Raw genomic sequence first — 21,559 nt, 5'->3', positions numbered from 1 at the left:
TCCTGTGCCCAATATCTGGACGGGAGGTGCCGCCATGTCCGGACAATCGGAGACCGCGCACGTGGTCGGCCCTGGTGGTGCGCCGAATCCTGAGACCGCGACGGTGAGGGTGTTCCTCATCCACTCCCGGGAGATCGTCCGCCGTGGGCTCCGACATCTTCTCGAGACCACGCCGGGCCTGGATCTCGTGGGAGAAGCCGAGGCGGTGACGGGAAGCGTCCGCCGAGTCGCGCGCAGTCGCCCCGACGTCGTGATCATCGACGTCTCTCTCCCCGACGATGGCGCGATCGACCTGGCGCGCACGATCCGGGCCAAGAACCGGCGCGCCCGGTGCGTGATCTTCGGTCGCTCCGACCGAGAGGAGGCACGCCGCGCGGCCGAGGCCGCGAACGCGCACGGCTATCTCACGGACGACGTGCGTGCCCGGGTTCTCCTCGACGTGATCCGCCGGGTGGCGCGCGGGCAGCGCATGATGACGCGAGCCAGCGTCCTCCCCCTCGACGCCGGTGCCGTGCCGATGGTCGTCCGGGTTCAGGATCCGAAGCTCACCACCCGCGAACAGCAGGTTCTGAAACTGATCGGGACGGGGATGACGAACAGGCAGATCGGAAACCGGCTCGGCCTGGCGGAGAAGACGGTGAAGAATTACGTCTCCGCGTTGATGGCCAAGCTGCAGGTCGAGCGCCGCACTCAGGCCGCCATCTACGAGATGACCCACAACGGGCATGCGACCTACTCGGAAGGCTCGGCCGGTTCCGGGGATGTCGCGGGCCGGGTCGCGGGCGACCCGGCCCGGAAATGAAGGTCGGCGGCGGGACCTCGACCGGGACCGCCGCCGACCGGTCTCAGAGGATCGGCTTCCCGCCGGTCACGGCGATGCGCGCACCGGAGACGTAGCTGGCCTCGTCGGAGGCGAGCATCACGTACACCGGCGCGAGCTCGGCGGGCTGCGCGGCGCGGCCGAGGGGTGTCTGCTCGCCGAAGCTCGCGACGGTGTCGGGCGGCATCGTCGCGGGGATGAGCGGCGTCCACACCGGCCCCGGTGCGACGCTGTTGGCACGAATCCCTCGCTCGCCCAGCATCTGCGCGAGCGACGCGGTGATGCTCGCGATCGCCGACTTGGTCGCGGCGTAGGGGAGGAGGTTCGGCGAGGGCTGGTCGGACTGGATCGAGGAGGAGCCGATGATGGATGCTCCGGGCTTGAGGTGCGGCAAGGCCGCCTTCACGAGGTGGAAGTAGGCGCTGACGTTGGTCGCCCACGTGTAGTCCCACTCCTCGTCGGAGATCTCGTCCAGGCTCGGGTGATCCATCTGGAATGCCGCGTTGCTGACGAGGATGTCCAGCCCACCCAGCTCCTCGACGGTACGAGCGACCAGCGACCGGCAGTGCGCGGGGTCGGAGATGTCGCCGGGGAGGAGCAGGGCTCTGCGGCCGGCGTCTTCGACGAACCTCTTCGCCTCCTCGGCATCCTCGTGCTCGTTGAGGTAGCTGATGGCCACGTCGGCGCCCTCCCGCGCATAGGCGAGGGCCACGGCCTTGCCGATGCCGCTGTCGCCGCCGGTGATGAGGGCGACCTTGCCTTCCAGGCGGCCGGAGCCGCGGTAGCTGTCCTGGCCGTAATCCGGTTTCGGATCCATCTTCTGATCGGATCCGGGCACGGGCTGCTGCTGCGCGGGCTGGTTCATGCGCGACCTCCTGGGTTCGGAAACGGGGATTGCCTCCTACGACTGGACAGCATCCCGGCCATTTCGCCATCGGGGTTGACATCCCGGCTGCCCTTGTCAAGGCCCCCCGGTGCGGGCATCCGACCTCGTTCGATGGATGCAACGAGAGGAGCATGATGAGCGACACCACGTCTGATTCGTTCGCGGAGATCGAGGATCCCAGCATCCAACCGCTGCGCGACGGAGACACATCGATCGAGCCGGACCCCGCGATCGACCCGGCCCAGGCGGAGTGGGACGCGACCACCGCCCTGGATGCGGGAGCCTCGCCGGACGACCTCGCCCCGGCGACGGCGACCGGTGCCGACCCGGCGGAGATCCCGGCGCCCGACGACGAGATCCCGGCAGAAGACCTCGCCGCCGAGTGGCAGCAGCCCGAGACGCAGGGGCAGGACCCGGAGATCGCCGAGCTCGGCGAAGACGGCAACGGCGACCTCGCGCCCGAGGACTACTGATCGGCACCGCCGGGTGGCGCCCCTTCCGGGCCACCCGGCGGTCCACGCCCCGCGGAGATGTCGGGAGGGGGCGCTAACGTCAGTGGCGTGACGCACCGCCTCACGCTCGATCAGGCCCGCCGCATCATCGTGCGCGCGCAGCTCCTGGATGCCGACCGCCCGGGCGACGTCGTGGAAGTGGCCGAGCAGCTCGACTACATCAAGATCGACCCGACGGCGACGATCGCCCCCGCCGAGCACACCATGCTGTGGTCTCGCATCGGCTGGTCCTACGAGCCGGGCCAGCTGCGGAAGGCGGTGGAGGTCGACCGCCTGCTGTTCGAATTCGACGGCACCTTCCGGGCCATGAGCTCCCTTCCTCTCCTCCTCCCGTGGATGCGACGGTGGCCGCAGCGCGAGAGCAGCAGGCAGTGGCTCGAAGCCAACGCACGGTTCAAGAACGATGTCGTGGCGCGGCTCCGAGCCGAGGGCCCGCTGCTGGCAAGCGACATCCCCGACACCGCTCAGGTGCGGCGAGCGCCTGACGGATGGTCCGGGGCGAACCCGGTGCCGCACATGCTGGAGTTCCTCATGCGGCAAGGCGTGGTCGCCGTCCACGGACGCGACGGCCGCCACCGCCGGTGGGACCTCGCCGAACGCGTGTACCCGGACGACCTGCCCGAGTACAGCGATGACGAGGCCGAGCACCTCCGCCATCACCGGCGCCTGCAAGCGGCGGGATTGGCGAAGCAGCGCTCGCCGTGGACCCCGATCGGCCAGGCCGGGGAGTCGGCGGAGATCGAGGGTTCGAGCCGGAAATGGCGCGTCGACCCCGAGGCGGTGGCCGCCCTGGAGGACGAGGATGCGGGCGGGCGGGTGGCCGTGCTGAACCCCTACGACAGCCTGCTGTTCGACCGCCCCCGATTGAGCGAGATCTTCGAGTTCGAGTACGTGCTGGAGCAGTTCAAGCCGAAGGCGCAGCGCAGGTACGGGTACTTCGCGCACCCGATCCTGTTCGGAGACCGCTTCATCGGGATGCTCGACGCGGAGGTCGACCGCCCCCGGGAGGTCCTCCGGGTCAACGCGGTCCACGAGTTCCTCCCCTTCGAGCCGGAGGAGGAGGACATGGTGCGGGCCGAGATCGCCGAGCTGGGGGAATGGCTGGGGCTGACCGTGGTCGACGCGCGTTAGCCCGCTCGGTGGGCCCCCCGCGAGCCCAGATGGCCCGATGGAGCGGGCTACCGCCCGGGGATCCGCCGGCTCAGAGGTAGGGAGCCAGCACCCCTGCCGTCAGCGCCATCGTGCCGGCGAGGCCACCCGCGACGGCGGCGGCGGTCTGGCTGACGCGGCGCATCCGCGCGCGACGGCGCTCGTTCGACGGCGTGGTGGTGGTCGACAGCGAGCTCTGCGCGTCGCGCAGGCGGGAGAACCGTCCGATGGGAGTGGAGTATTCGTCGAAGGCCACGAACGACCCGTCGGACGTCTTCTCGACGAAGCCGGCGAACTCGCCCTGGCGCGACCCCACATGGAACCCGGGCTCGACCTCGGACCAGGCGATATCGGCGAGCGCGACGAGTGCGAGGTGTGCCATGCGGGCTCCTAGGACGACGGGAGGTCGGGCGACTTCCTCGACAGCAAGATTACTAGGCATCCTAACTATCAGTCAAGCGAAGTAACGCGTCCCTCCCGGCGTGTCATGCGGAGGGGGCGCCGGGATCGAGTGCCCGAAGCATGTCCTCCTCCACGGCGTTGTCGGCCTGGAGGTTGTCCTCGGTCAGCTCGTCGCCGCCCGTCGGCGCGTCGTCGCCGGTGGGCGCTTTCGAGCCGCTCGGGTCGTCGTCGGGGGCCGGTACCGCTTCGGCGTTGTCGTCATCGCCCGGTGCGGCGGCCGGCAGGGGGGTGGAATCGGTCATGATGCCTCCTTCGACCTGTGACGGTACGCCGCCGAACGCAGCAGGCAGCGGGGCTTGTCGGCGGTAGACCCGCGGTGTACGCGCTGTCACGCCGACGGTGTCAAGCCCTGGATGCGAGGACCATCGGTAGGGGAGTGTCGGGTCATGGCCGGACTCGCAGTCATCCTTCTCATCGTGGGCGTCGTTCTCCTCCTCCTCGGCATCTTCGTGGAGGCGGTGAAGTTCCTCCTGTGGGTGGGTGTCGTCATCCTCGTGCTGGCCGTCATCGCGTGGCTGATGCGCTTCATCCGGCGCCAGACGTGACGGTGCCCGCGCGGTGGCCGGGGTGAGCGAGGCCGCTCAGTCGCCGGACGGTTCGAGCACGCCGCCGGAGGTGGAATCGATCGGCGCGTCGGCGATGACGTCGGTCGGAGCCGAGACGGAGGCCAGGGATTCCGCCACGCGCTCTGCCAGGTAGGCGTGTCCCGCCGTGGAGGGGTGATCCCGGCCGACATCGCTCGTATCGATGACGGCGAGGTAGTTCTCCGACGTGATCCACTCCTCGGCGATCGGCGAGATGTACCACCATCCGCGCGCCTCGGCGAGGGCGGCGAGGTCGCCGTCGATGCGGGCGGTCGCCGGTTCGACGGGCAGCACCTGCGGCGCAGGTCCGAGGATGACGATCGTGGCGTCGGGGTAGAGCCCGGCGAGCGCGTCCCACGCCGCCGTGACGGCCTCGCCGTAGCCCTCCGCCGGCAGGCGGCGATCGTTGATCGACCCCTCGACGATCACGAGATCGGGGTCGAGGGCCGGGTCGAGAGCGGCGATGCGCTCGCCGAAAGATCCGCCGTCCCAACCGGGCTTGAGGTAGCCGCTTCCGCGCACGCCGTCCACGACCGTGTCCCACCCGAGGGTCTGCCCCAGGACGTAGGCGTAGCCGAGTGCGGGATCGGATGCGGCCGAGCCGTAGGTCCACGAATCGCCGAAGATCAGCACGCGCGGGTCATCCGGCAGCGCCAGTGCCGCGGGGGCGGCGGCCACGGGCGCGGACTCTCCGCTCGCGGAGACCACCGCATTCGGCTGCGTCCAGGGGCGCCACCCGGCGAGTGCGCACACGATGATGACCATCAGCGCGAGGACGACGAAGGGCCATCGGGGCCGCCGGCGTGGTCGGCTCAGCGCGGGCGAGGTCACGCGCAGAGTGTAGATGATCGTGCGCGCTGCCGACACGCCGGATTCGGAACCCGGGGGAATCGTCGAACCTCCGCAGCCTGCAGCCGGGATCGCGGCGGCTCGATCCGCACGATCGGGGGCGGCCGACGGCATGCGAGGATTGCCCGGTGAAGCGCCTCGTCACCGCCGAGCTGGACCTCGAACTCGGCGGCTCCGTCGACCTCGTCCTGCAGATCACGGCCGCTCAGGGCGCACCCGTCGTCACCGAATCACTGACGTTCACGCAGGGTGACCGGCGCCATACGGCGACCGAGATCATCGATGCCGCCGGCAGCCGCCTGCACCGTTTCACGGCGGATGCCGGTCCGCTCGAGGTGCGCTACTCCGCGACGATCGAGGGGTCGTTCCCGGCCGAACTGCCAGGGGAGTTGGACGCGATCACCTATCTGCGCCCGAGTCGGTACTGCCAGTCCGACGAGGTGTTCGGCCAGGCGCGCCGGCAGTTCCGCGGCCTCCACGGGGTCGACCTCGTCGACGCGGTGTCCTCATTCGTCGCATCCGGCGTGACGTACACCCCGGGCGTCAGTCTCGGCACCGACAGTGCCGTCGCGACGCTCGCGAGTGGCCAGGGGGTGTGCCGCGACTACGCCCACGTCGTGATCGCTCTTCTGCGGGCGATGGATGTGCCCGCCCGCTACGCGGCGTGCTACGCCCCGGGCCTCGAGCCCATGGACTTCCATGCAGTGGCCGAGGCGTACCTCGATGGCGCCTGGTACGTCATCGACGCGACGCGCTTGGCCGACCGGCGTTCCCTCGTGCGGATCGCGACCGGACGGGACGCCGCGGACTGCGCATTCCTGAGCTATCACGGCGGGAACGTCGGTCTCGAGCGGATGTACGTCGATGCCCGGCTCGCCGCGGACGGCTCCACCGCGGAGAGGGGCGCCGACGACCACTTGTCGCTCGTCCGGATGGCCTGACCCGTGGCGAAACGGGAGCTCTCCGCGGCGGGGAAGATCTTGTGCTCGTCTTGCGCTTGTCTTGCGCTTTCGTTGCGGGTGCTCTGCCAGCCTGTCGTCATCGGTCGTCACTGACCGAGGGGGAATGGGCGGTCCGCCGTGGGGGACCGGCGGACCGCTCGCCCCACCCGTGTCCGGACTCGCCGCAGGCATCCGATCACGCGCAGGTTCGCCCACCGGCGCGAACGTAGGATGAAGAGGCTATGGATCCCGACGCCCTCTCCTCCGCTCTGCTCGCCGTTGTGACACCGGTCGCGGAGGCTCGACGAGAGGGTTCGACAGCGGGTCTCAGCGCCGCCGACCTTCCTCTGGAGCGTCCGAAGAACCGTGACCACGGAGACTGGGCCTCCAACGCAGCGCTCAAACTCGCCAAGGCGGTCGGGGCCAACCCGCGTGAGCTCGCCGCCGAGATCGCCGAGGCACTCGCCGGGGTCGACGGCATTGCGAGCGTCGAGGTCGCCGGCCCGGGGTTCATCAACATCCGCCTGGATGCGGCGGCGGCGGGAGCCCTCGCGCGCACGATCGTCGAAGCCGGCGCGGCCTTCGGTGCGAACGAGTCCCAGCGCGGGAACACGATCAACCTCGAATTCGTCTCGGCGAACCCCACGGGACCGCTGCACATCGGCCACACGCGGTGGGCGGCGCTGGGGGACTCGATCGCACGCCTCCTCCTCGCTAGCGGCGCGACCCTCGTGCGCGAGTTCTACATCAACGACGCGGGGGCGCAGATGGAGCGGTTCGGTCGCTCCGTCCTGGCTGCGGTGCTCGGGGAGCCCGCGCCCGAGGACGGCTATGCGGGGGAATACATCCAGGTCCTCGCCGACCGCGTGCGTGACACCCCCTTCGCCGGGAAGCCCGGCGGGGTGCTCGAGGCGTCGCCGGAGGAACAACTGGCCTTCGTGACCGAGCGCGCCTACCAGCTGCAGCTGGGCGAGATCCAGGCCTCGCTGGAGGCATTCAACGTGCACTTCGACGTCTGGTTCTCCGAGCGCGTCCTGCACGCAGCACCGGAGAGCGGCGGTCCGAGCCTCGTCGACGAGGCGGTGGAGCGGTTGCGGGCCCAGGGGCACGTCTTCGACGAGGACGGCGCCGTCTGGGTGCGCACGACCGACTTCGGCGACGACAAAGACCGCGTCATCCGCCGCGCCAACGGCGTGTACACGTATTTCGCCGCCGACGCCGCGTACTACCTCAATAAGGGCGACCGCGGATTCGCGCACAAGATCTATCTCCTCGGCGCCGATCACCACGGCTACGTGCACCGCCTGAAGGCGCTCGCCGGTGCCGCCGGCGACGACCCGGACAAGGATGTCGAGGTGCTCATCGGGCAGCTCGTGTCGATCAACGGCGCGCGACTGAGCAAGCGCGCCGGCAACATCATCGAACTCGACGACCTCCGGCAATGGCTCGGCACCGACGCGCTGCGATACTCCCTCGGGCGCTATCCGGCCGACTCACCGCTGACGCTCGACCCCGAGATCCTGCAGAAGCGCACCAACGACAACCCGGTCTTCTACGTCCAGTACGCGCACGCCCGCACTCACAACGTGGCCCGCAACGCCGAGGCGTCGGGCGTGGACCGGTCGGAGTTCGCACCCGAGCTGCTCTCGCACGAGACCGAGTCGGCGCTGCTGGGCGCGCTGCAGGAGTTCCCGCGCACGGTCGCGTTCGCCGCGGAGGTGCGGGAACCGCATCGGGTGGCCCGCTACCTCGAGGAGCTCGCCGGCCTCTACCACCGCTGGTACGACAACTGCCGCGTGATCCCGCTGGGTGACGAGCCCGTCGAGACCCTGCACCGCACCCGCCGGTGGCTCAACGATGCCACCGGCCAGGTGCTGCGCAACGGTCTGGATCTGCTCGGGGTCAGTGCGCCCGAACGGATGTAGCGATGACCGACGACCGCGCCACGCTGCCGTTCGACCTCCAGCCCTCCGAACCGTCTCCGCGTCGGCGGCGCCGCGCGTGGCCGTGGATCGCGACGCTCGCTGTCGTGGTGGCGCTCATCGTCGGCGCGGCGGTGGGGGCCGAGATGCTGGCCCGCGGTGCGGTGCAGGGCGGTGTCCGTCAACTCGTCGTGACGCAGCTCGATCTTCCCGCCGACCAGCCGGTCGACGTGGAGGTGGACGGACTGGTGCTGCCTCAGCTCCTCTCCGGACGACTCAGGGAGATCACCGTCGGGTCACCGGACGTGGCTCTCGGACCGGTCGCGGGTGACGTGGCCGTGACCCTCACCGACGTGCCGGTCTCCGCGGATGCGGCGGCCGGGCCGGGTTCGGCCACGGTGCGCCTGGATGAGCAGCAGCTCCGAGCCCTGCTGAGCACCATCGAGGGATTCCCGGGGGACACGGTGGCCATCTCCGGCCCGACCGTGACCGTCTCCACCGAGCTGTCGCTGTTCGGGGCGGCGATTCCGCTGGGCGTGGCCCTGCAGCCGGGAGCAGCCGACGGCGACCTCACCATGACCCCCGTGGCGTTCCAACTGGGCGGCACCGACGTCACCGCCGACGCCCTCCGCACCCAGTTCGGAGGTCTGGCCGACGCCGTGCTGCGCCAGTGGAGCGTGTGCATCGCCGAGCACCTGCCCGCCGCCCTCACTCTCACCTCGGCCGCCGTGGACAACAGCGCGGTCGTGGCGACGTTCGACATCGACGGCGCCGTGATCATCGACCCCGCGCTCCGCCAGCCCGGCGCATGCCCGTGATCGCGCGGCGTGGATCGGCGGCCGTGCCCGCCCGGGGTGGCCCCTCATCCCCGTGCGTGGCGGGGTACGGGAGCGGCGCGGGTGTCCCGCTAGACTGCAAGCACTGCCCGGCGTGAGCCGTTCCGCCGCGGCTGACGCTGCTCCCGCGGCCGCCCGCATTGCCGCATCCACCCGATTGGTCCTGTCCGTGTCCGCCTCGCCCTCCACGCCACTGGTGCCGGAGTGGCTGCGCGTGCCGGACGACGCGAACGCCGCGGACCCCGCCATCTGGCCTTCCTCCACCCGGCGCGACGACGCCGGAGCCCTGCACATCGGCGGCGTCTCCACTCGGCAGCTGGCTGCCGAGTACGGCACGCCCCTGTACGTCATGGACGAGGACGACGTCCGCGCCCACGCGCGGCGCGCGCTCGCCGCATTCCGCGACGCGGCGGCGCGCCACGGCGCCACCGCCCGCGTCTACTACGCCGGCAAGGCCCTGCTGACCACCGACGTCGCCCGCTGGGTCGCCGAGGAGGGGCTGCGCGTGGATGTGTGCAGCCACGGCGAGCTCGAAGTGGCGCTGGCCTCGGGGATCGAGCCGGGCCTCCTCGGCTTCCACGGCAACAACAAGTCCCCTGCTGCGCTCGAGCGCGCCGTGGACGTGGGCGTCGGAACGGTCATCGTCGACAGCGACATCGAGATCGAACGGCTCTCCGCCGTCGCCGAACGTCGCGGAGCGATCCAGCCGGTCCTCGTGCGGGTGCGGACGGGCGTGCACGCCGAGACCCACGCGTTCCTGGCCACCGCGCACGAAGACCAGAAGTTCGGATTCGCCGTCGAGGACGTGCCCCGCGCCGTCGCGCGCATCCGCGAGCTTCCTGGTCTGAGATTCACCGGCCTGCACGCGCACATCGGGTCGCAGATCTTCGACGCGGACGGCTTCCGCGCCTCGGCCGGACGGCTGGTCGACCTCCACGCCGACCTCCTCGGCGGAGGCGACATTCCGCTCCTCAACCTCGGCGGGGGCTTCGGGATCGCCTACACGTCGGCCGACTCGCCGCGTCCTCTCGAAGAGATCGCGGCGGGGATCGTGGATGCGGTGGCCGACGAGTGCGCCGTGCGCGGCATCCCGCTCCCCGAACTCGCCTTCGAACCAGGGCGGGCGATCGTCGGCCAGGCCGGGATCACCCTGTACGAGGTCGGCACCGTCAAGCCCGTCGCCGTGACCGAGGACCTCCGGCGTCTCTATGTGAGCGTCGACGGCGGGATGAGCGACAACGTGCGTACCGCGCTGTACGGCGCGCAGTACAGCGCACGTCTGGCTTCCCGCACGAGCGACGCCGACCCCGCCCTCGTGCGGGTCGTGGGGCATCACTGCGAGTCGGGCGACATCGTGGTGGACGCCGAATACCTGCCCGGCGACGTCACTCCCGGCGACCTGCTGGCCGTCCCCGCCACCGGCGCGTACTGCTTCTCGCTCGCGAGCACCTACAACTACACCCCGCGTCCCCCGGTCATCGCCGTGCGCGAAGGCCGGGCGCGCGTCCTCGTGCGGCGGGAGACCGTCGCCGACCTCCTCGCCCGCGACACGGGCGCTGGGCACAACGAAGGGAAGAGCATGCCGGTACCGAGCGAGCGGAGCGAGTCGAAGTGACCGAGTACCGCCGTCTGCGTGTGGCTCTCCTGGGCGCCGGCGCCGTGGGATCACAGGTCGCCGCACTGCTGCTCAAGCACAGTGCGGAGCTGGCCGACCGCGCCGGAGCAACCCTGGAGCTCGTCGGCATCGCCGTGCGCGACCTGGACGCGGCCCGCGAGGTCGACCTGCCGCGCGAACTCTTCACCACCGACCCCGAGCCGCTGCTGGTCGGAGCCGACATCGTCATCGAGCTCATGGGCGGCATCGAGCCCGCGCGCACCTACCTCCTGCAGGCGATCAACGCCGGCGCCGACGTGGTCACCGCCAACAAGGCGCTGCTGGCCACGCACGGCCCCGAGATCTTCGAGGCGGCCGACCAGGTGGGCGCCCAGGTGTACTACGAAGCCGCCGCCGCCGGCGCGATCCCGATCATCCGCCCGCTGCGCGACTCGCTCGCCGGCGACCGCGTGCAGCGGATCATGGGCATCGTCAACGGCACGACGAACTACATCCTCGACCGTATGGACGTCGAGGGCGCAGAGTTCGCCGACGTGCTCGCCCAGGCGCAGGCGCTGGGGTACGCGGAGGCCGACCCCACCGCCGATGTCGAAGGCCACGACGCCGCGCAGAAGGCGGCGATCCTGGCCAGCCTCGCCTTCCACACGACCGTCCCGCTGGACACGGTGCACCGTGAGGGCATCACGGGCATCGACAAGAACATCATCGATGCCGCCCGCCACGCCGGTTACGTCGTCAAGCTGCTCGCAGTCTGCGAGCGGCTGCTCGCCGACGACGGCTCGGAGTCGATCTCGGTGCGCGTGTACCCGGCCCTCGTCGACCGTGCCCACCCGCTGGCGAGCGTGCACGGCGCCCACAACGCGGTGTTCGTTCAGGCTGAGGCCGCCGGCAACCTCATGTTCTACGGCGCCGGTGCCGGTGGCGTGCAGACGGCCTCGGCCGTTCTCGGTGACGTCGTCTCTGCCGCACGCCGTCACATCGCCGGCGGAGTGGGGGTCGCCGAGTCCACGCGCGCGAATCTGCCCATCGTCTCGATCGGTCATGTCACGACGCGGTACCAGATCACCCTCGAAGTCGACGACGAGCCGGGCGTGCTCGCCACCATCGCCGGCATCCTCAGTGAGGGACGCGTGTCGATCGCGACCGTCGAGCAGACCGTCATCCCCCGGGCCCGCACCGGGTCCGTCGCCGCTGTCGAATCGACCGCATCCGGCCCTGAAATCCCGATGGCACGTCTGGTCATCGGCACCCACGAAGCACGTGAACAGCACCTGAGCGAGACCGTGACGCGTCTGGCGGAGAGCGGCGTGGTCGAACGCGTCGTCTCGGTGCTGCGCGTGGAAGGAGACTGACATGGCACACGTCTGGCGCGGAGTCCTCCGCGAATACGCCGATCGCCTCGGCGTCACCGACGCCTCCACCATCGTGACCCTGGGCGAAGGCGGCACGCCGCTGCTTCCCGCTCCGGCGCTTTCGCGCCGCACGGGTGCGGACGTATGGGTGAAGTACGAGGGGATGAACCCCACCGGTTCGTTCAAAGACCGCGGCATGACCGTCGCCCTCTCCCGCGCGGTCGAGCACGGTGCGAAGGCGGTCATCTGCGCATCGACGGGCAACACCTCGGCATCCGCGGCGGCGTATGCCGCCCACGCCGGCATCACCGCCGCCGTGCTCGTTCCCGAGGGGAAGATCGCGATGGGCAAGCTGAGCCAGGCCGTCGCCCACAACGGCCGCCTCATCCAGGTGCGGGGCAACTTCGACGACTGCCTCGAGATCGCCCGGGAGCTCGCCGACAACTACGCCGTGCACCTGGTGAATTCGGTCAATCCCGATCGCATCGAAGGCCAGAAGACCGCCGCGTACGAGATCGTCGAGGCGCTGGGGGATGCACCCGACTTCCACTTCATCCCCGTCGGCAATGCCGGCAACTACACCGCGTATTCGCGCGGGTACCGGGAAGAGGCCGCCCGAGGGGTCTCCACGCGCGTGCCGCGCATGTTCGGCTTCCAAGCAGCCGGTAGCGCCCCGCTCGTGCACGGCGAGGTCGTGCGCAACCCCGACACCGTGGCCAGCGCCATCCGCATCGGCAACCCCGCGTCGTGGGAGCTGGCCATCGAGGCCCGCGAGGCCACCGACGGATACTTCGGCGCCATCGACGACGAGCGGATCCTCGCAGCCCAGAAACTCCTGGCCGGCGAGGTCGGCATCTTCGTCGAGCCTGCCTCCGCCATCAGCGTCGCCGGTCTCCTCGACCGGGCGGAGGCCGGCATCGTCCCCGCCGGTGCACGTGTCGTGCTCACGGTCACCGGGCACGGGCTGAAAGACCCGCAGTGGGCTCTCCGCAACGCCGACGGCTCCTCCGTCGAGCCCACGGTGGTGGATGCGGCGACCAGCGAGGTCGCCGCCGTCCTCGAGCTCGCCCCGGCCCGGGCATGACCGCAGGGCGTCGCGTGCAGGTGCGCGTGCCGGCCACCAGCGCGAACCTCGGTCCTGGATTCGACACCCTCGGGCTTGCGCTCAGCGTCTACGACGAACTCGTCGTCACCGAGCTCCCCGGAGACCGGATCGAGGTGGAGGTGACGGGCGAGGGCGCCGCATCCGTTCCCCGCGACGCATCCAACCTCGTCGTGCGCGCCATGGCGCACGCGTACGCCGCCGCCGGCCGGGAGCTTCCCGGCGTGCGGCTGGAAGCGCACAACGTCATTCCGCACGGGCGGGGGATGGGGTCATCCGGAGCGGCCGTCGTCTCGGGTCTGCTCGCGGCGAAGGGGCTCCTGGAGGGCGAGGTGGACTTCGCCCCCGACGCGCTGCTGCGCCTGGCCACCGAGTTGGAGGGGCATCCCGACAACGTCGCCCCGGCCCTCTTCGGCGGGCTCACGATCGCGTGGCTGGATGAGACGGGCGCGCAGCACAAGCAACTCATCGTGCATCGCGGCGTCGCGCCGCTGGTGATGGTACCGGAGTTCACGATGTCGACGAAGGTCGCCCGCAGCCTGCAGCCGCTCCAGGTGCCGCGCGAGGACGCCGTGTTCAACGTGTCGCGTTCGGCCCTCCTCATCGCCGCGCTCACCCAGAGCCCGGAGCTGCTGATGGCCGCCACCGAAGACAAGCTGCATCAGAGCTACCGCGCCCAAGCCATGCCCGAGACCGACCGGCTCGTCCGGGCGCTGCGGGCGGAAAGGTACGCGGCGGTCGTTTCCGGCGCCGGGCCGAGCGTCCTCGTGCTCGCCGACGGGCCCGGTCGCCGCCTGGAGGCGGCCGACCTTGCGGCGTCCCTCGTCGACACCCCGTGGGAGGCCCACATGCTCGCCGTCGACGTCAAGGGTGGTACAGTGAGGGAGTAGCGGGGGGTTCCACGTACCACGTGAATCTGGCCCCCGTCGCAAATCTGCGAAAACCACCGCACGCACCCGCAACCCGCCTCGGCCGCTTCGGCCGGCGAATCGCGGAGCGGAACCCCGAGCTTGTCAAAGGGCCGATGCCTGTTCTCTCCGGTGTCGTGTGCGGTCAATCATCCGTTTCACAAGGGAGCACTCGTGGAGTCCATCTCCGAGATCCAGGGTGTCGACGCGTCGTCTGACGACGCGACGAACACCGAAGACACCGCCGCCGCGGTCGAGACATCGGCTGACGCCGTCGAGGAGGCCACGCCTGCCGGCGAGGCTCCCGCCGCGGATGACGCGCCGGCGGTAGCCGAAGACGCTCCGGTCGAAGAGGCGCCGGTCGAGCCGCAGGCCGCTCCGGCCGTGGACGCCCCCGCCCAGGATGCGCCGGCAGCTGCCGCGCCGGCCCCCGCCGACGCTCCGGCCGCTGACGAGGCTCCGGCACCCGCCGAGGCTCCGGCCGCTGACGAGACGCCGGCACCCGTGGCCGAAAAGCCCGCGCGCACGCCGCGCAAGCGCGCCCCGCGCCGCGCCAAGAGCAGCGACGTGCCCGCCGAGGCCCCCGCGGCCGAAGCCCCCGCCGCCGACGCCGCTCCCGCCGACGCCGTGCCGGCCGAAGCCCCCGCGGCCGACGCCGCGCCTGCCGACGCCGCCCCCGCGGCCGCTGAGGCCCCGGTTGACCCGGCCACCGTCGAGGCACCGCGAGAGGCCCCGGCCGACGCATCCGAGGCCCCGACCGCCGATGCCCCCGTGGCAGCCCCCGCCGACTCCCAGGGCCCTCAGGCCCCGGCCGCCGACGCGCCCGCGGATTCCGCTCAGGCCGAATCGGGTTCCACCGACGCCGAGCAGCCCGAAGACGGCGCCTCCTCGGGTCGCAACCGGAACCGCAACCGGAACCGGAACCGCAACCGCAACGCAGGCGGCTCGAACAGCGACCAGCAGGCGGACAAGCAGCCCGAGCGCCCGCAGCAGGAGCGCCAGCAGCAGGAGCCCCAGCAGCCCGAGCGACAGCAGCGGGAGCGTCAGCAGCCGCAGCAGCCGGCCGCGGAGCTGGACGGCGACCAGGGCAACGGTCGCAACCGTCAGCGCAACAAGCGCCGCGGTCAGACCCCCACCGACGAGTTCGACACCGAGATCAACGACGACGACGTGCTCATCCCCATCGCGGGCATCCTCGACGTCCTCGACAACTACGCGTTCGTCCGCACCACCGGCTACCTTCCGGGCCCGAGTGACGTCTACGTCTCCCTCGGCCAGGTGAAGAAGTACAACCTGCGCAAGGGCGACGCCGTCGTCGGGGCCATCAAGCAGCCGCGCGACAATGAGCAGTCGGGCCGGCAGAAGTACAACGCGCTGGTCAAGGTCGACGCCATCAACGGGCTGTCGGTCGATGACGCCGCCACGCGCGTCGAGTTCGGCGACCTGACGCCGCTGTACCCGCAGGAGCGCCTCCGCCTGGAGACGGCTCCGGAGAAGCTCACGCAGCGGATCATCGACCTCGTCGCCCCGATCGGCAAGGGCCAGCGCGGCCTGATCGTCGCACCGCCGAAGGCCGGCAAGACGATCGTCCTGCAGCAGATCGCCAACGCGATCGCGCAGAACAACCCCGAGGTGCACCTCATGGTCGTCCTCGTCGACGAGCGGCCCGAAGAGGTCACCGACATGCAGCGCACGGTACGCGGCGAGGTCGTCGCCTCGACGTTCGACCGCCCGGCCGAAGACCACACCACGGTCGCCGAGCTCGCGATCGAACGCGCCAAGCGCCTGGTGGAGCTCGGTCGCGACGTGGTCGTGCTGCTGGATTCGATCACCCGCCTGGGCCGCGCCTACAACATCACCGCGCCCACGTCGGGCCGCGTGCTCACCGGTGGGGTCGACGCATCCGCGCTGTACCCGCCCAAGCGCTTCTTCGGCGCCGCGCGCAACATCGAGAACGGCGGGTCTCTCACGATCCTCGCGACCGCTCTCGTGGAGACCGGCTCCAAGATGGACGACGTCATCTTCGAGGAGTTCAAGGGCACCGGCAACAGCGAGCTGCGCCTCAGCCGCCAGCTGGCCGACAAGCGCATCTTCCCCGCGGTGGATGTCAACGCCTCCAGCACGCGGCGCGAGGAGATGCTCCTCTCGCCCGACGAGGTGAAGATCACGTGGAAGCTCCGCCGCGCCCTGGCCGGTCTCGACACCCAGCAGGCGCTGGAGGTCGTCCTCGGCAAGCTCAAGGAGACGCAGTCCAACGTGGAGTTCCTCGTACAGATGCAGAAGTCGATGCCCGCACCGGCGCACGGCGCCGGCGGCGCACACGGGCACGACAACAGCATCCGCTGAGTCGTGGCCGCTGAGCCCGTCGAAGCGTCGGGAATGCTCGAGTCGGTCCGGGGGCTCCTCGAGGAGCACAAGGCCGTCGAGCTCGAACTCAACGACCCTGCGGTCCACGCGGATGCGGGGCGCGCCAAGCGCGTCAACCGGCGGTACGCCGAGCTCAATCGCATCGTCCACGCCTATGAGGCGTGGACGGGAGCGGTGAGCGACCTCGCCGCCGCGCGGGAGCTCGCGAAGGACGACGAGGCGTTCGCCGAAGAGGTGCCGGCTCTCGAAGAGCAGGTCACCGCGACGCAGGAACGGTTGCGCCGCCTCCTGATCCCGCGTGACCCCGACGATGCGCGTGACGTGATCATGGAGATCAAGTCGGGAGAGGGCGGCGCCGAGAGTGCGCTGTTCGCCGCCGACCTCCTGCGGATGTACCTCCAGTACGCGGCATCCCAGGGCTGGAAGACGGAGATGCTGGAGCGCAACGAGTCCGACCTCGGCGGATACAAGGACGTTCAGGTCGCCATCAAGGGCTCCTCGAACGACCCCGCGCAGGGCGTCTGGGCGCACCTGAAGTACGAGGGCGGCGTGCACCGCGTGCAGCGCGTGCCGGCGACCGAGTCGCAGGGCCGCATCCACACCTCCACGACGGGCGTGCTCGTCTTCCCCGAGGTGGATGAGCCCGAAGAGGTGCAGATCGATCCGAACGACCTGAAGATCGACGTCTTCCGCTCATCCGGCCCCGGCGGGCAGTCGGTGAACACGACCGACTCGGCCGTGCGCATCACGCACCTTCCGACCGGCATCGTCGTGTCGATGCAGAACGAGAAGTCGCAGCTGCAGAACCGCGAGGCCGGGATGCGGGTGCTCCGTGCCCGGCTCCTCGCGAAGCAGCAGGAGGAACGGGATGCCGCGGCCTCGGACGCGCGCAAGTCGCAGATCCGCGGCATGGACCGGTCCGAGCGCATCCGGACATACAACTTCCCCGAGAACCGCATCGCCGATCACCGCACCGGCTACAAGGCGTACAACCTCGACCAGGTGCTCGACGGCGCCCTCGGCCCCCTCATCGAGTCGGCCATCTCCGCCGACGAGGAAGCGCGCCTCGCCGCCCTCTCCGCCTCCTGACCCCCCGCTCCCGGGCCGTCGAGTCGCCACAATCCGTCGTGTTTCGCGCGACTTCTCGACGTTTGCTGGCGACTCGACGGGCGGGACGGGCGGGATGCGGCGGGGTTACCAGGCGGGGGGATGCGGGAGGGTGCCGCGCCAGCGTTCGAGCTGGGATGCGGCGGACAGGAGCATCCGCTCCCCACCGGGGCGCCCGACGAGCTGCACGCTCACGGGGTGCCCGGAGGCGTCCTGCATCACCGGCAGGACGAGCGCCGGCAGCCCCGACACGTTGACGAAGCTGCTGTAGGGGGCGTACTGCACCTGCTGCGTGAAACTGCGCTCGGCGTCGGCTGCGTCATGCCATCCCAGCGGACGCGGGGGGAGCGCGAGGGCAGGGGTCAGCACCACGTCATACGGCGCGAACGCCTCGATCGTCGCGCGCTCGAACACTCGCGCGCCGGCGAGGGCGCCGAGCAGCTGTGGCGCCGGGAGCGCACGGCCCTGCCGGACGAGCCATGCCGTGATCGGCTCGACGAGGTCGAGGTCGGCCTCCGTCAGCGGGATGCGCGCGGCGCTCGCCCGCCAGAGCACGCGGAAGAGCGGTCCGTACCCCTCCGGCCGCCACGGCGCATCCTGCACGTCATGGCCGAGATCGGCGAGGGCGGTCGCGGCGACGTCGAACGCCTGCCGGGCCGAGGCATCCAGCGTGATCTCGACGTCGTCGTCCCACGGGGAGACGGTCGTGACGCCGATGCGCAGCGGCGGCGGGTCACTCAGGGTGGCGGGGAGGAACGGCGCCGCGTCGGCCGCGCCGGTGGCGAACGGATAGGGCGCCAGGGCGCACAGGGCGTCGAGCAGGAATGCCGCGTCGGCCACCGTGCGGGCGAGGGGGCCGGTGACTGCGAGGCCGTCGGGGGAGTCCAGCCCCGATCCGATCGGCAGGCGTCCGCGCGACGGCTTCAGCCCGACTACGCCCACGGTGGCCGAGGGGATGCGGATCGACCCGCCGCCGTCCGAGCCCGGCGCACACGGCAGGAGGCCTGCGGCCACGGCGACAGCCGCGCCACCGCTGGATCCGCCCGCGCCGGATGCCGGGTCCCACGGGTCGCGCGCCGGGGGAGCGGTGCGCGGCTCGGTGTAGCCGGTGAGACCGAACTCCGACGTGCTCGTCTTACCGAGGCTCACCGCGCCGGCCGCGTCCAGTGCCGCGGCGAGGGGATCGGATGCGGTGGGCACGAGGTCCACGCGGGCGCGGGAGCCGTAGCGGGTGGGAACGCCCGCCCGGGCCACGAGATCCTTGTCGGCGAGTGGGAGGCCCCACAGCGCCCCCGTCGGCGGCTCGGCCTCCAGCGCGCGGGCGCGCCGCAGCGCTGCATCCGCCGTCACCTCGGCGAACGCGCCCAGGTCTGCGTGCGCGGCGATCCGCTCGAGGAAGTGCGTCGCGACCTCGACCGGGCTGAGGTCGCGGCCGCGCAGCATCCCCGCCAGTTCGATCGCCGAGAAATCATGCAGCGCGGTCATCCCTCGAGCGTAGCCACGGGAGCGATGTCGCCCCGCACCCCCGCCTGCCGGCGAAGGGATGGGTCAGATCGAGTACTCCGGCGCCGTCAGGAGAGCGCGCGTGTCTTCGCCCGCACGCCGCGGACGCGGCGTGGCCGGAACCCCCACCAGCACGGAGTCTGCGGGAGCATCCTTGGTCACGACGGCGTTGGCGCCCACGACGCTGCGGTCGCCGATGGTGACGGACCCGAGGATCTTCGCCCCCGCACCGACGGCGACCCCGTCACCGAGAGTGGGATGGCGCTTGCCCCCCGCGCGCTGGCGGCCCCCGAGGGTCACGCCGTGGTACATCAGGACGTCGTCGCCGATCTCGGCCGTCTCGCCGATGACGACGCCCATGCCGTGGTCGATGAAGAACCGGCGCCCGATGACGGCTCCGGGGTGGATCTCCACCCCGGTCAGCCATCGGGTCACCTGCGAGCCGAGGCGCGCGAGGAAACGGAATCCGCGCCGCCACAGTCGATGGGTGAGCCGGTAGGCCCACACCGCGTGCAACCCGGAGTACAGCAGCAGGAGTTCGAGGGAACCGCGTGCCGCGGGGTCACGGAGCTTGGCCGCGGCGATGTCTTCGCGCAGGCGGGCGACGACGCCCACTCAGTCCTCGCGGAGGTGTTCGTACAGGGCGGTGGACAAGTACCGCTCCCCGAACGACGGGATGATGACGACGATGGTCTTGCCCGCAGCCTCCGGGCGCTTCGCCACCTCGAGCGCGGCCCAGATCGCGGCTCCGCTCGACATGCCGACGAGGATGCCGTCCTTCGTCGCCGTGTCGCGCGCGAGGCGGATGGCGTCGTCGAACTCGACGTCGATGACCTCGTCGATGACATCCCGGTCCAGGATGGCCGGGACGAAGTTCGGACCGATTCCCTGGATCTTGTGCGGACCCGGGTGGCCTTTGGTGAGGATGGGGGAGTCGGCGGGCTCGACCGCGACGACCTTCACGCCGGGCACGCGCTCCTTGAGCACCTGGCCGACGCCGGTGATGGTGCCCCCGGTGCCGATGCCGGCGACGAAGTAGTCGACCGCGCCGTCGGTGTCGCGCAGGATCTCCTCGGCGGTGGTCTTGCGGTGGACCTCGGGATTCGCCTCGTTCTCGAACTGCCGCGCCCAGATCGCGCCCGGGGTCTCGTCGACGATGCGCTTGGCCTCCTCCACCGCGAACGACATGCCCTTCGTCGGGTCGGTGAGGTGCACTTCGGCGCCGAACGCCTTGAGCAGCAGGCGTCGCTCCTTCGACATGGATGCGGGCATCGTGAGGACGACGCGGTATCCACGCGCCGCACCGACCATGGCCAGGGCGATACCGGTGTTGCCGCTCGTGGACTCCACGATCGTGCCGCCCGGCTGTAGGTCGCCGGAGGCTTCTGCAGCATCCACGATGGCGATGCCCAGGCGGTCCTTGACGCTGCCGGCCGGGTTGTAGAACTCCAGCTTCGCGAGGATGGTGGCGCCCGCCCCCTCGGCGACGCGGTTCAGCCGCACGAGCGGGGTGTCGCCGAAGGCGGACGTGATGTCGGAGTGAATGCCGGGCATGGCGTGCCTTTCGCCGTCGGACGGGTCACCCACCAGCCTACCGAGCGACATCGTCGGCGTATGACGGCGGCGCCGTAGGCTGAGAAGACCCATGCCCGAGCCCACCCCCGCACCCGCTCCCGCCGGAAGGCCGCTTTCCGCTCTCGTGCGCGCGGCCACCGAGCGTCTTGCCGCCGCCGGCGTGCCCGATGCCGCCGTGGACGCCGAACTGCTGGCCGCCCACGTGCTCGGCGCCGGCCGGGGCGCCGTTCAGGCCGCCGCCATCCGCGGCGACGGCGTGGATGCGGCGGCCGCGGCCAAGTACGACGAGCTCGTCGAGCGCCGCTCGGCGCGGGTGCCGCTGCAGCACCTCACCGGTCGCGCGCCGTTCCGTCACCTCGAGCTCGCCGTGGGACCGGGCGTGTTCGTCCCTCGGCCCGAGACCGAGATGGTGGCCCAGCTCGCCATCGACGCGCTCGTCTCCGCCGCGGCCCCCGCGCCGGTCGCGGTCGACCTGGGGACGGGGAGCGGGGCCATCGCCCTCGCGATGGCCACAGAGGTGCCCCATGCCCGGGTGTACGCTGCGGAGAACTCCGTCGAGGCCTTCGCCTGGACCACCGAGAACGCGCGGCGCATCGGTGCCGACAACCTCCAGCTGGCGCTCATCGATCTCGAACGGGCGTTCCCCGAACTCGACGGCACGGTCTCGGTGGTCGCCTCCAATCCGCCGTATGTGCCGGATGACGCCATCCCGCGCGACCCCGAGGTGCGCCTCTACGACCCGCCGGCGGCCCTGTACGGGGGCGCGGACGGCCTCGACGTCGTGCGCGTGCTCAGCCGGGTGGGACTGCGGCTCGCCCACCCGGGGGGCGTGATCGTGATCGAGCATGGGGAATGGCAGGGCGCGGCGATCCGCGACATCCTCGCCGCCGACGGATGGCGCGCCGCAGCGACGCATCCCGACCTCACCCGGCGCGACCGTGCCACCACGGCCCTCCGCCCCTGACCGGCCCCCGTCGAGTCGCCAGCATCCGTCGTATCTTCGGCCGAATCCCGGCGTTTGCTGGCGACTCGACGCGGGGATGAGAGACGGGGGAGGGCTCGAACTAGA

Annotated in this window: 21 protein-coding genes; 14 read left to right on the top strand and 7 right to left on the bottom strand. The window is 71.1% G+C overall.

Annotated features, from left to right (window positions below):
* The first annotated feature begins 34 nt into the window (after positions 1 to 34).
* On the top strand, positions 35 to 802 hold the full coding sequence (locus AC2DGY_RS11280) for a LuxR C-terminal-related transcriptional regulator (protein ID WP_484509779.1): 768 nt from the start codon (positions 35 to 37) through the stop codon (positions 800 to 802).
* A 43-nt stretch (positions 803 to 845) separates the two neighbouring features.
* Here AC2DGY_RS11280 and AC2DGY_RS11275 read toward each other — a convergent pair whose 3' ends face one another.
* On the bottom strand, positions 846 to 1,685 hold the full coding sequence (locus AC2DGY_RS11275) for an SDR family oxidoreductase (protein WP_484509778.1): 840 nt from the start codon (positions 1,683 to 1,685) through the stop codon (positions 846 to 848).
* 155 nt (positions 1,686 to 1,840) lie between these two features.
* Between AC2DGY_RS11275 and AC2DGY_RS11270 the strand changes: the two genes are divergently transcribed.
* A complete protein-coding gene (locus AC2DGY_RS11270) occupies positions 1,841 to 2,179 on the top strand; it encodes a sugar ABC transporter ATPase (protein ID WP_484509777.1) in 339 nt (112 codons plus the stop codon).
* A gap of 57 nt (positions 2,180 to 2,236) precedes the next feature.
* Entirely contained in the window at positions 2,237 to 3,349 is a 1,113-nt protein-coding gene (locus AC2DGY_RS11265) for a DNA glycosylase AlkZ-like family protein (protein ID WP_484509776.1), read from the top strand.
* A 70-nt stretch (positions 3,350 to 3,419) separates the two neighbouring features.
* Here the strand turns inward: AC2DGY_RS11265 and AC2DGY_RS11260 are convergent, their stop codons facing one another.
* Positions 3,420 to 3,749, bottom strand: a complete 330-nt coding sequence (locus AC2DGY_RS11260; RefSeq protein ID WP_484509775.1) for a hypothetical protein — start codon at positions 3,747 to 3,749, stop codon at positions 3,420 to 3,422.
* 103 nt (positions 3,750 to 3,852) lie between these two features.
* Positions 3,853 to 4,071, bottom strand: a complete 219-nt coding sequence (locus AC2DGY_RS11255; protein WP_484509774.1) for a hypothetical protein — start codon at positions 4,069 to 4,071, stop codon at positions 3,853 to 3,855.
* A 144-nt stretch (positions 4,072 to 4,215) separates the two neighbouring features.
* Between AC2DGY_RS11255 and AC2DGY_RS11250 the strand changes: the two genes are divergently transcribed.
* On the top strand, positions 4,216 to 4,374 hold the full coding sequence (locus AC2DGY_RS11250; RefSeq protein ID WP_484509773.1) for a hypothetical protein: 159 nt from the start codon (positions 4,216 to 4,218) through the stop codon (positions 4,372 to 4,374).
* Positions 4,375 to 4,410: 36 nt separating this feature from the next.
* Here AC2DGY_RS11250 and AC2DGY_RS11245 read toward each other — a convergent pair whose 3' ends face one another.
* The gene (locus AC2DGY_RS11245) at positions 4,411 to 5,244 is read right to left on the bottom strand and encodes an SGNH/GDSL hydrolase family protein (protein ID WP_484509772.1); all 834 of its coding nucleotides are present in this window, start codon (positions 5,242 to 5,244) and stop codon (positions 4,411 to 4,413) included.
* 146 nt (positions 5,245 to 5,390) lie between these two features.
* Here AC2DGY_RS11245 and AC2DGY_RS11240 point away from each other — a divergent pair, with 146 nt between their 5' ends.
* From AC2DGY_RS11240 to prfA, 9 genes are all read left to right on the top strand, one after another.
* A complete protein-coding gene (locus tag AC2DGY_RS11240) occupies positions 5,391 to 6,203 on the top strand; it encodes a transglutaminase-like domain-containing protein (RefSeq protein WP_484509771.1) in 813 nt (270 codons plus the stop codon).
* Between the two features lie 242 nt (positions 6,204 to 6,445).
* The gene (locus tag AC2DGY_RS11235; protein ID WP_484509770.1) at positions 6,446 to 8,128 is read left to right on the top strand and encodes an arginine--tRNA ligase; all 1,683 of its coding nucleotides are present in this window, start codon (positions 6,446 to 6,448) and stop codon (positions 8,126 to 8,128) included.
* Positions 8,129 to 8,130: 2 nt separating this feature from the next.
* On the top strand, positions 8,131 to 8,943 hold the full coding sequence (locus tag AC2DGY_RS11230) for an LmeA family phospholipid-binding protein (RefSeq protein ID WP_484509769.1): 813 nt from the start codon (positions 8,131 to 8,133) through the stop codon (positions 8,941 to 8,943).
* Between the two features lie 187 nt (positions 8,944 to 9,130).
* Positions 9,131 to 10,576, top strand: a complete 1,446-nt coding sequence (gene lysA / locus AC2DGY_RS11225; RefSeq protein ID WP_484510011.1) for a diaminopimelate decarboxylase — start codon at positions 9,131 to 9,133, stop codon at positions 10,574 to 10,576.
* Entirely contained in the window at positions 10,573 to 11,928 is a 1,356-nt protein-coding gene (locus AC2DGY_RS11220) for a homoserine dehydrogenase (RefSeq protein ID WP_484509768.1), read from the top strand. Before lysA ends, AC2DGY_RS11220 begins: the two co-directional genes overlap by 4 nt.
* Before the next feature lies 1 nt (position 11,929).
* Positions 11,930 to 13,012 (top strand): threonine synthase, encoded by a 1,083-nt coding sequence (gene thrC / locus AC2DGY_RS11215; RefSeq protein WP_484509767.1) that lies wholly within the window; start codon positions 11,930 to 11,932, stop codon positions 13,010 to 13,012.
* On the top strand, positions 13,009 to 13,920 hold the full coding sequence (gene thrB, locus AC2DGY_RS11210) for a homoserine kinase (RefSeq protein WP_484509766.1): 912 nt from the start codon (positions 13,009 to 13,011) through the stop codon (positions 13,918 to 13,920). Before thrC ends, thrB begins: the two co-directional genes overlap by 4 nt.
* Positions 13,921 to 14,112: 192 nt before the next feature.
* The gene (gene rho, locus AC2DGY_RS11205; protein ID WP_484509765.1) at positions 14,113 to 16,284 is read left to right on the top strand and encodes a transcription termination factor Rho; all 2,172 of its coding nucleotides are present in this window, start codon (positions 14,113 to 14,115) and stop codon (positions 16,282 to 16,284) included.
* A 33-nt stretch (positions 16,285 to 16,317) separates the two neighbouring features.
* Positions 16,318 to 17,394 carry a peptide chain release factor 1 gene (gene prfA, locus AC2DGY_RS11200; protein ID WP_484510010.1) on the top strand — a complete coding sequence of 359 codons (1,077 nt, stop codon included), beginning with the start codon at positions 16,318 to 16,320 and terminating at the stop codon, positions 17,392 to 17,394.
* A gap of 105 nt (positions 17,395 to 17,499) precedes the next feature.
* On the opposite strand, the gene AC2DGY_RS11195 is transcribed toward prfA, so the two are convergent.
* The 3 genes from AC2DGY_RS11195 to cysK all read right to left on the bottom strand — a co-directional run bounded on the left by AC2DGY_RS11195 (position 17,500) and on the right by cysK (position 20,469).
* Positions 17,500 to 18,897, bottom strand: coding sequence for an amidase (locus AC2DGY_RS11195; RefSeq protein WP_484509764.1), 1,398 nt, complete (start codon positions 18,895 to 18,897; stop codon positions 17,500 to 17,502).
* A gap of 63 nt (positions 18,898 to 18,960) precedes the next feature.
* Entirely contained in the window at positions 18,961 to 19,530 is a 570-nt protein-coding gene (gene epsC, locus AC2DGY_RS11190; RefSeq protein WP_484509763.1) for a serine O-acetyltransferase EpsC, read from the bottom strand.
* Entirely contained in the window at positions 19,531 to 20,469 is a 939-nt protein-coding gene (gene cysK / locus AC2DGY_RS11185) for a cysteine synthase A (protein WP_484509762.1), read from the bottom strand.
* 91 nt (positions 20,470 to 20,560) lie between these two features.
* Here cysK and prmC point away from each other — a divergent pair, with 91 nt between their 5' ends.
* Complete coding sequence (gene prmC / locus AC2DGY_RS11180; RefSeq protein ID WP_484509761.1) at positions 20,561 to 21,454, top strand: peptide chain release factor N(5)-glutamine methyltransferase; 894 nt, start codon at positions 20,561 to 20,563, stop codon at positions 21,452 to 21,454.
* Positions 21,455 to 21,559: the final 105 nt, after the last annotated feature.

It is taken from the genome of Microbacterium sp. Z6_144, assembly GCF_057197625.1.
The sequence above is the reverse complement of the archived record's forward strand: the minus strand, read 5'-3'. Positions and strand labels throughout refer to the sequence as shown.

Excerpts from the sequence above, each read along its gene's own strand:
- AC2DGY_RS11275 (WP_484509778.1), bottom strand. The coding sequence starts at position 1,685 with ATGAACCAGCCCGCGCAGCAGCAGCCCGTGCCCGGATCCGATCAGAAG.
- AC2DGY_RS11255 (WP_484509774.1), bottom strand. The coding sequence starts at position 4,071 with ATGACCGATTCCACCCCCCTGCCGGCCGCCGCACCGGGCGATGACGAC.
- thrB (WP_484509766.1), top strand. The coding sequence starts at position 13,009 with ATGACCGCAGGGCGTCGCGTGCAGGTGCGCGTGCCGGCCACCAGCGCG.
- AC2DGY_RS11250 (WP_484509773.1), top strand. The coding sequence starts at position 4,216 with ATGGCCGGACTCGCAGTCATCCTTCTCATCGTGGGCGTCGTTCTCCTC.
- AC2DGY_RS11280 (WP_484509779.1), top strand. The coding sequence starts at position 35 with ATGTCCGGACAATCGGAGACCGCGCACGTGGTCGGCCCTGGTGGTGCG.
- AC2DGY_RS11195 (WP_484509764.1), bottom strand. The coding sequence starts at position 18,897 with ATGACCGCGCTGCATGATTTCTCGGCGATCGAACTGGCGGGGATGCTG.
- prmC (WP_484509761.1), top strand. The coding sequence starts at position 20,561 with ATGCCCGAGCCCACCCCCGCACCCGCTCCCGCCGGAAGGCCGCTTTCC.
- AC2DGY_RS11260 (WP_484509775.1), bottom strand. The coding sequence starts at position 3,749 with ATGGCACACCTCGCACTCGTCGCGCTCGCCGATATCGCCTGGTCCGAG.
- AC2DGY_RS11230 (WP_484509769.1), top strand. The coding sequence starts at position 8,131 with ATGACCGACGACCGCGCCACGCTGCCGTTCGACCTCCAGCCCTCCGAA.
- cysK (WP_484509762.1), bottom strand. The coding sequence starts at position 20,469 with ATGCCCGGCATTCACTCCGACATCACGTCCGCCTTCGGCGACACCCCG.
- prfA (WP_484510010.1), top strand. The coding sequence starts at position 16,318 with ATGCTCGAGTCGGTCCGGGGGCTCCTCGAGGAGCACAAGGCCGTCGAG.
- AC2DGY_RS11265 (WP_484509776.1), top strand. The coding sequence starts at position 2,237 with ATGTCGGGAGGGGGCGCTAACGTCAGTGGCGTGACGCACCGCCTCACG.
- thrC (WP_484509767.1), top strand. The coding sequence starts at position 11,930 with ATGGCACACGTCTGGCGCGGAGTCCTCCGCGAATACGCCGATCGCCTC.
- AC2DGY_RS11235 (WP_484509770.1), top strand. The coding sequence starts at position 6,446 with ATGGATCCCGACGCCCTCTCCTCCGCTCTGCTCGCCGTTGTGACACCG.
- AC2DGY_RS11270 (WP_484509777.1), top strand. The coding sequence starts at position 1,841 with ATGAGCGACACCACGTCTGATTCGTTCGCGGAGATCGAGGATCCCAGC.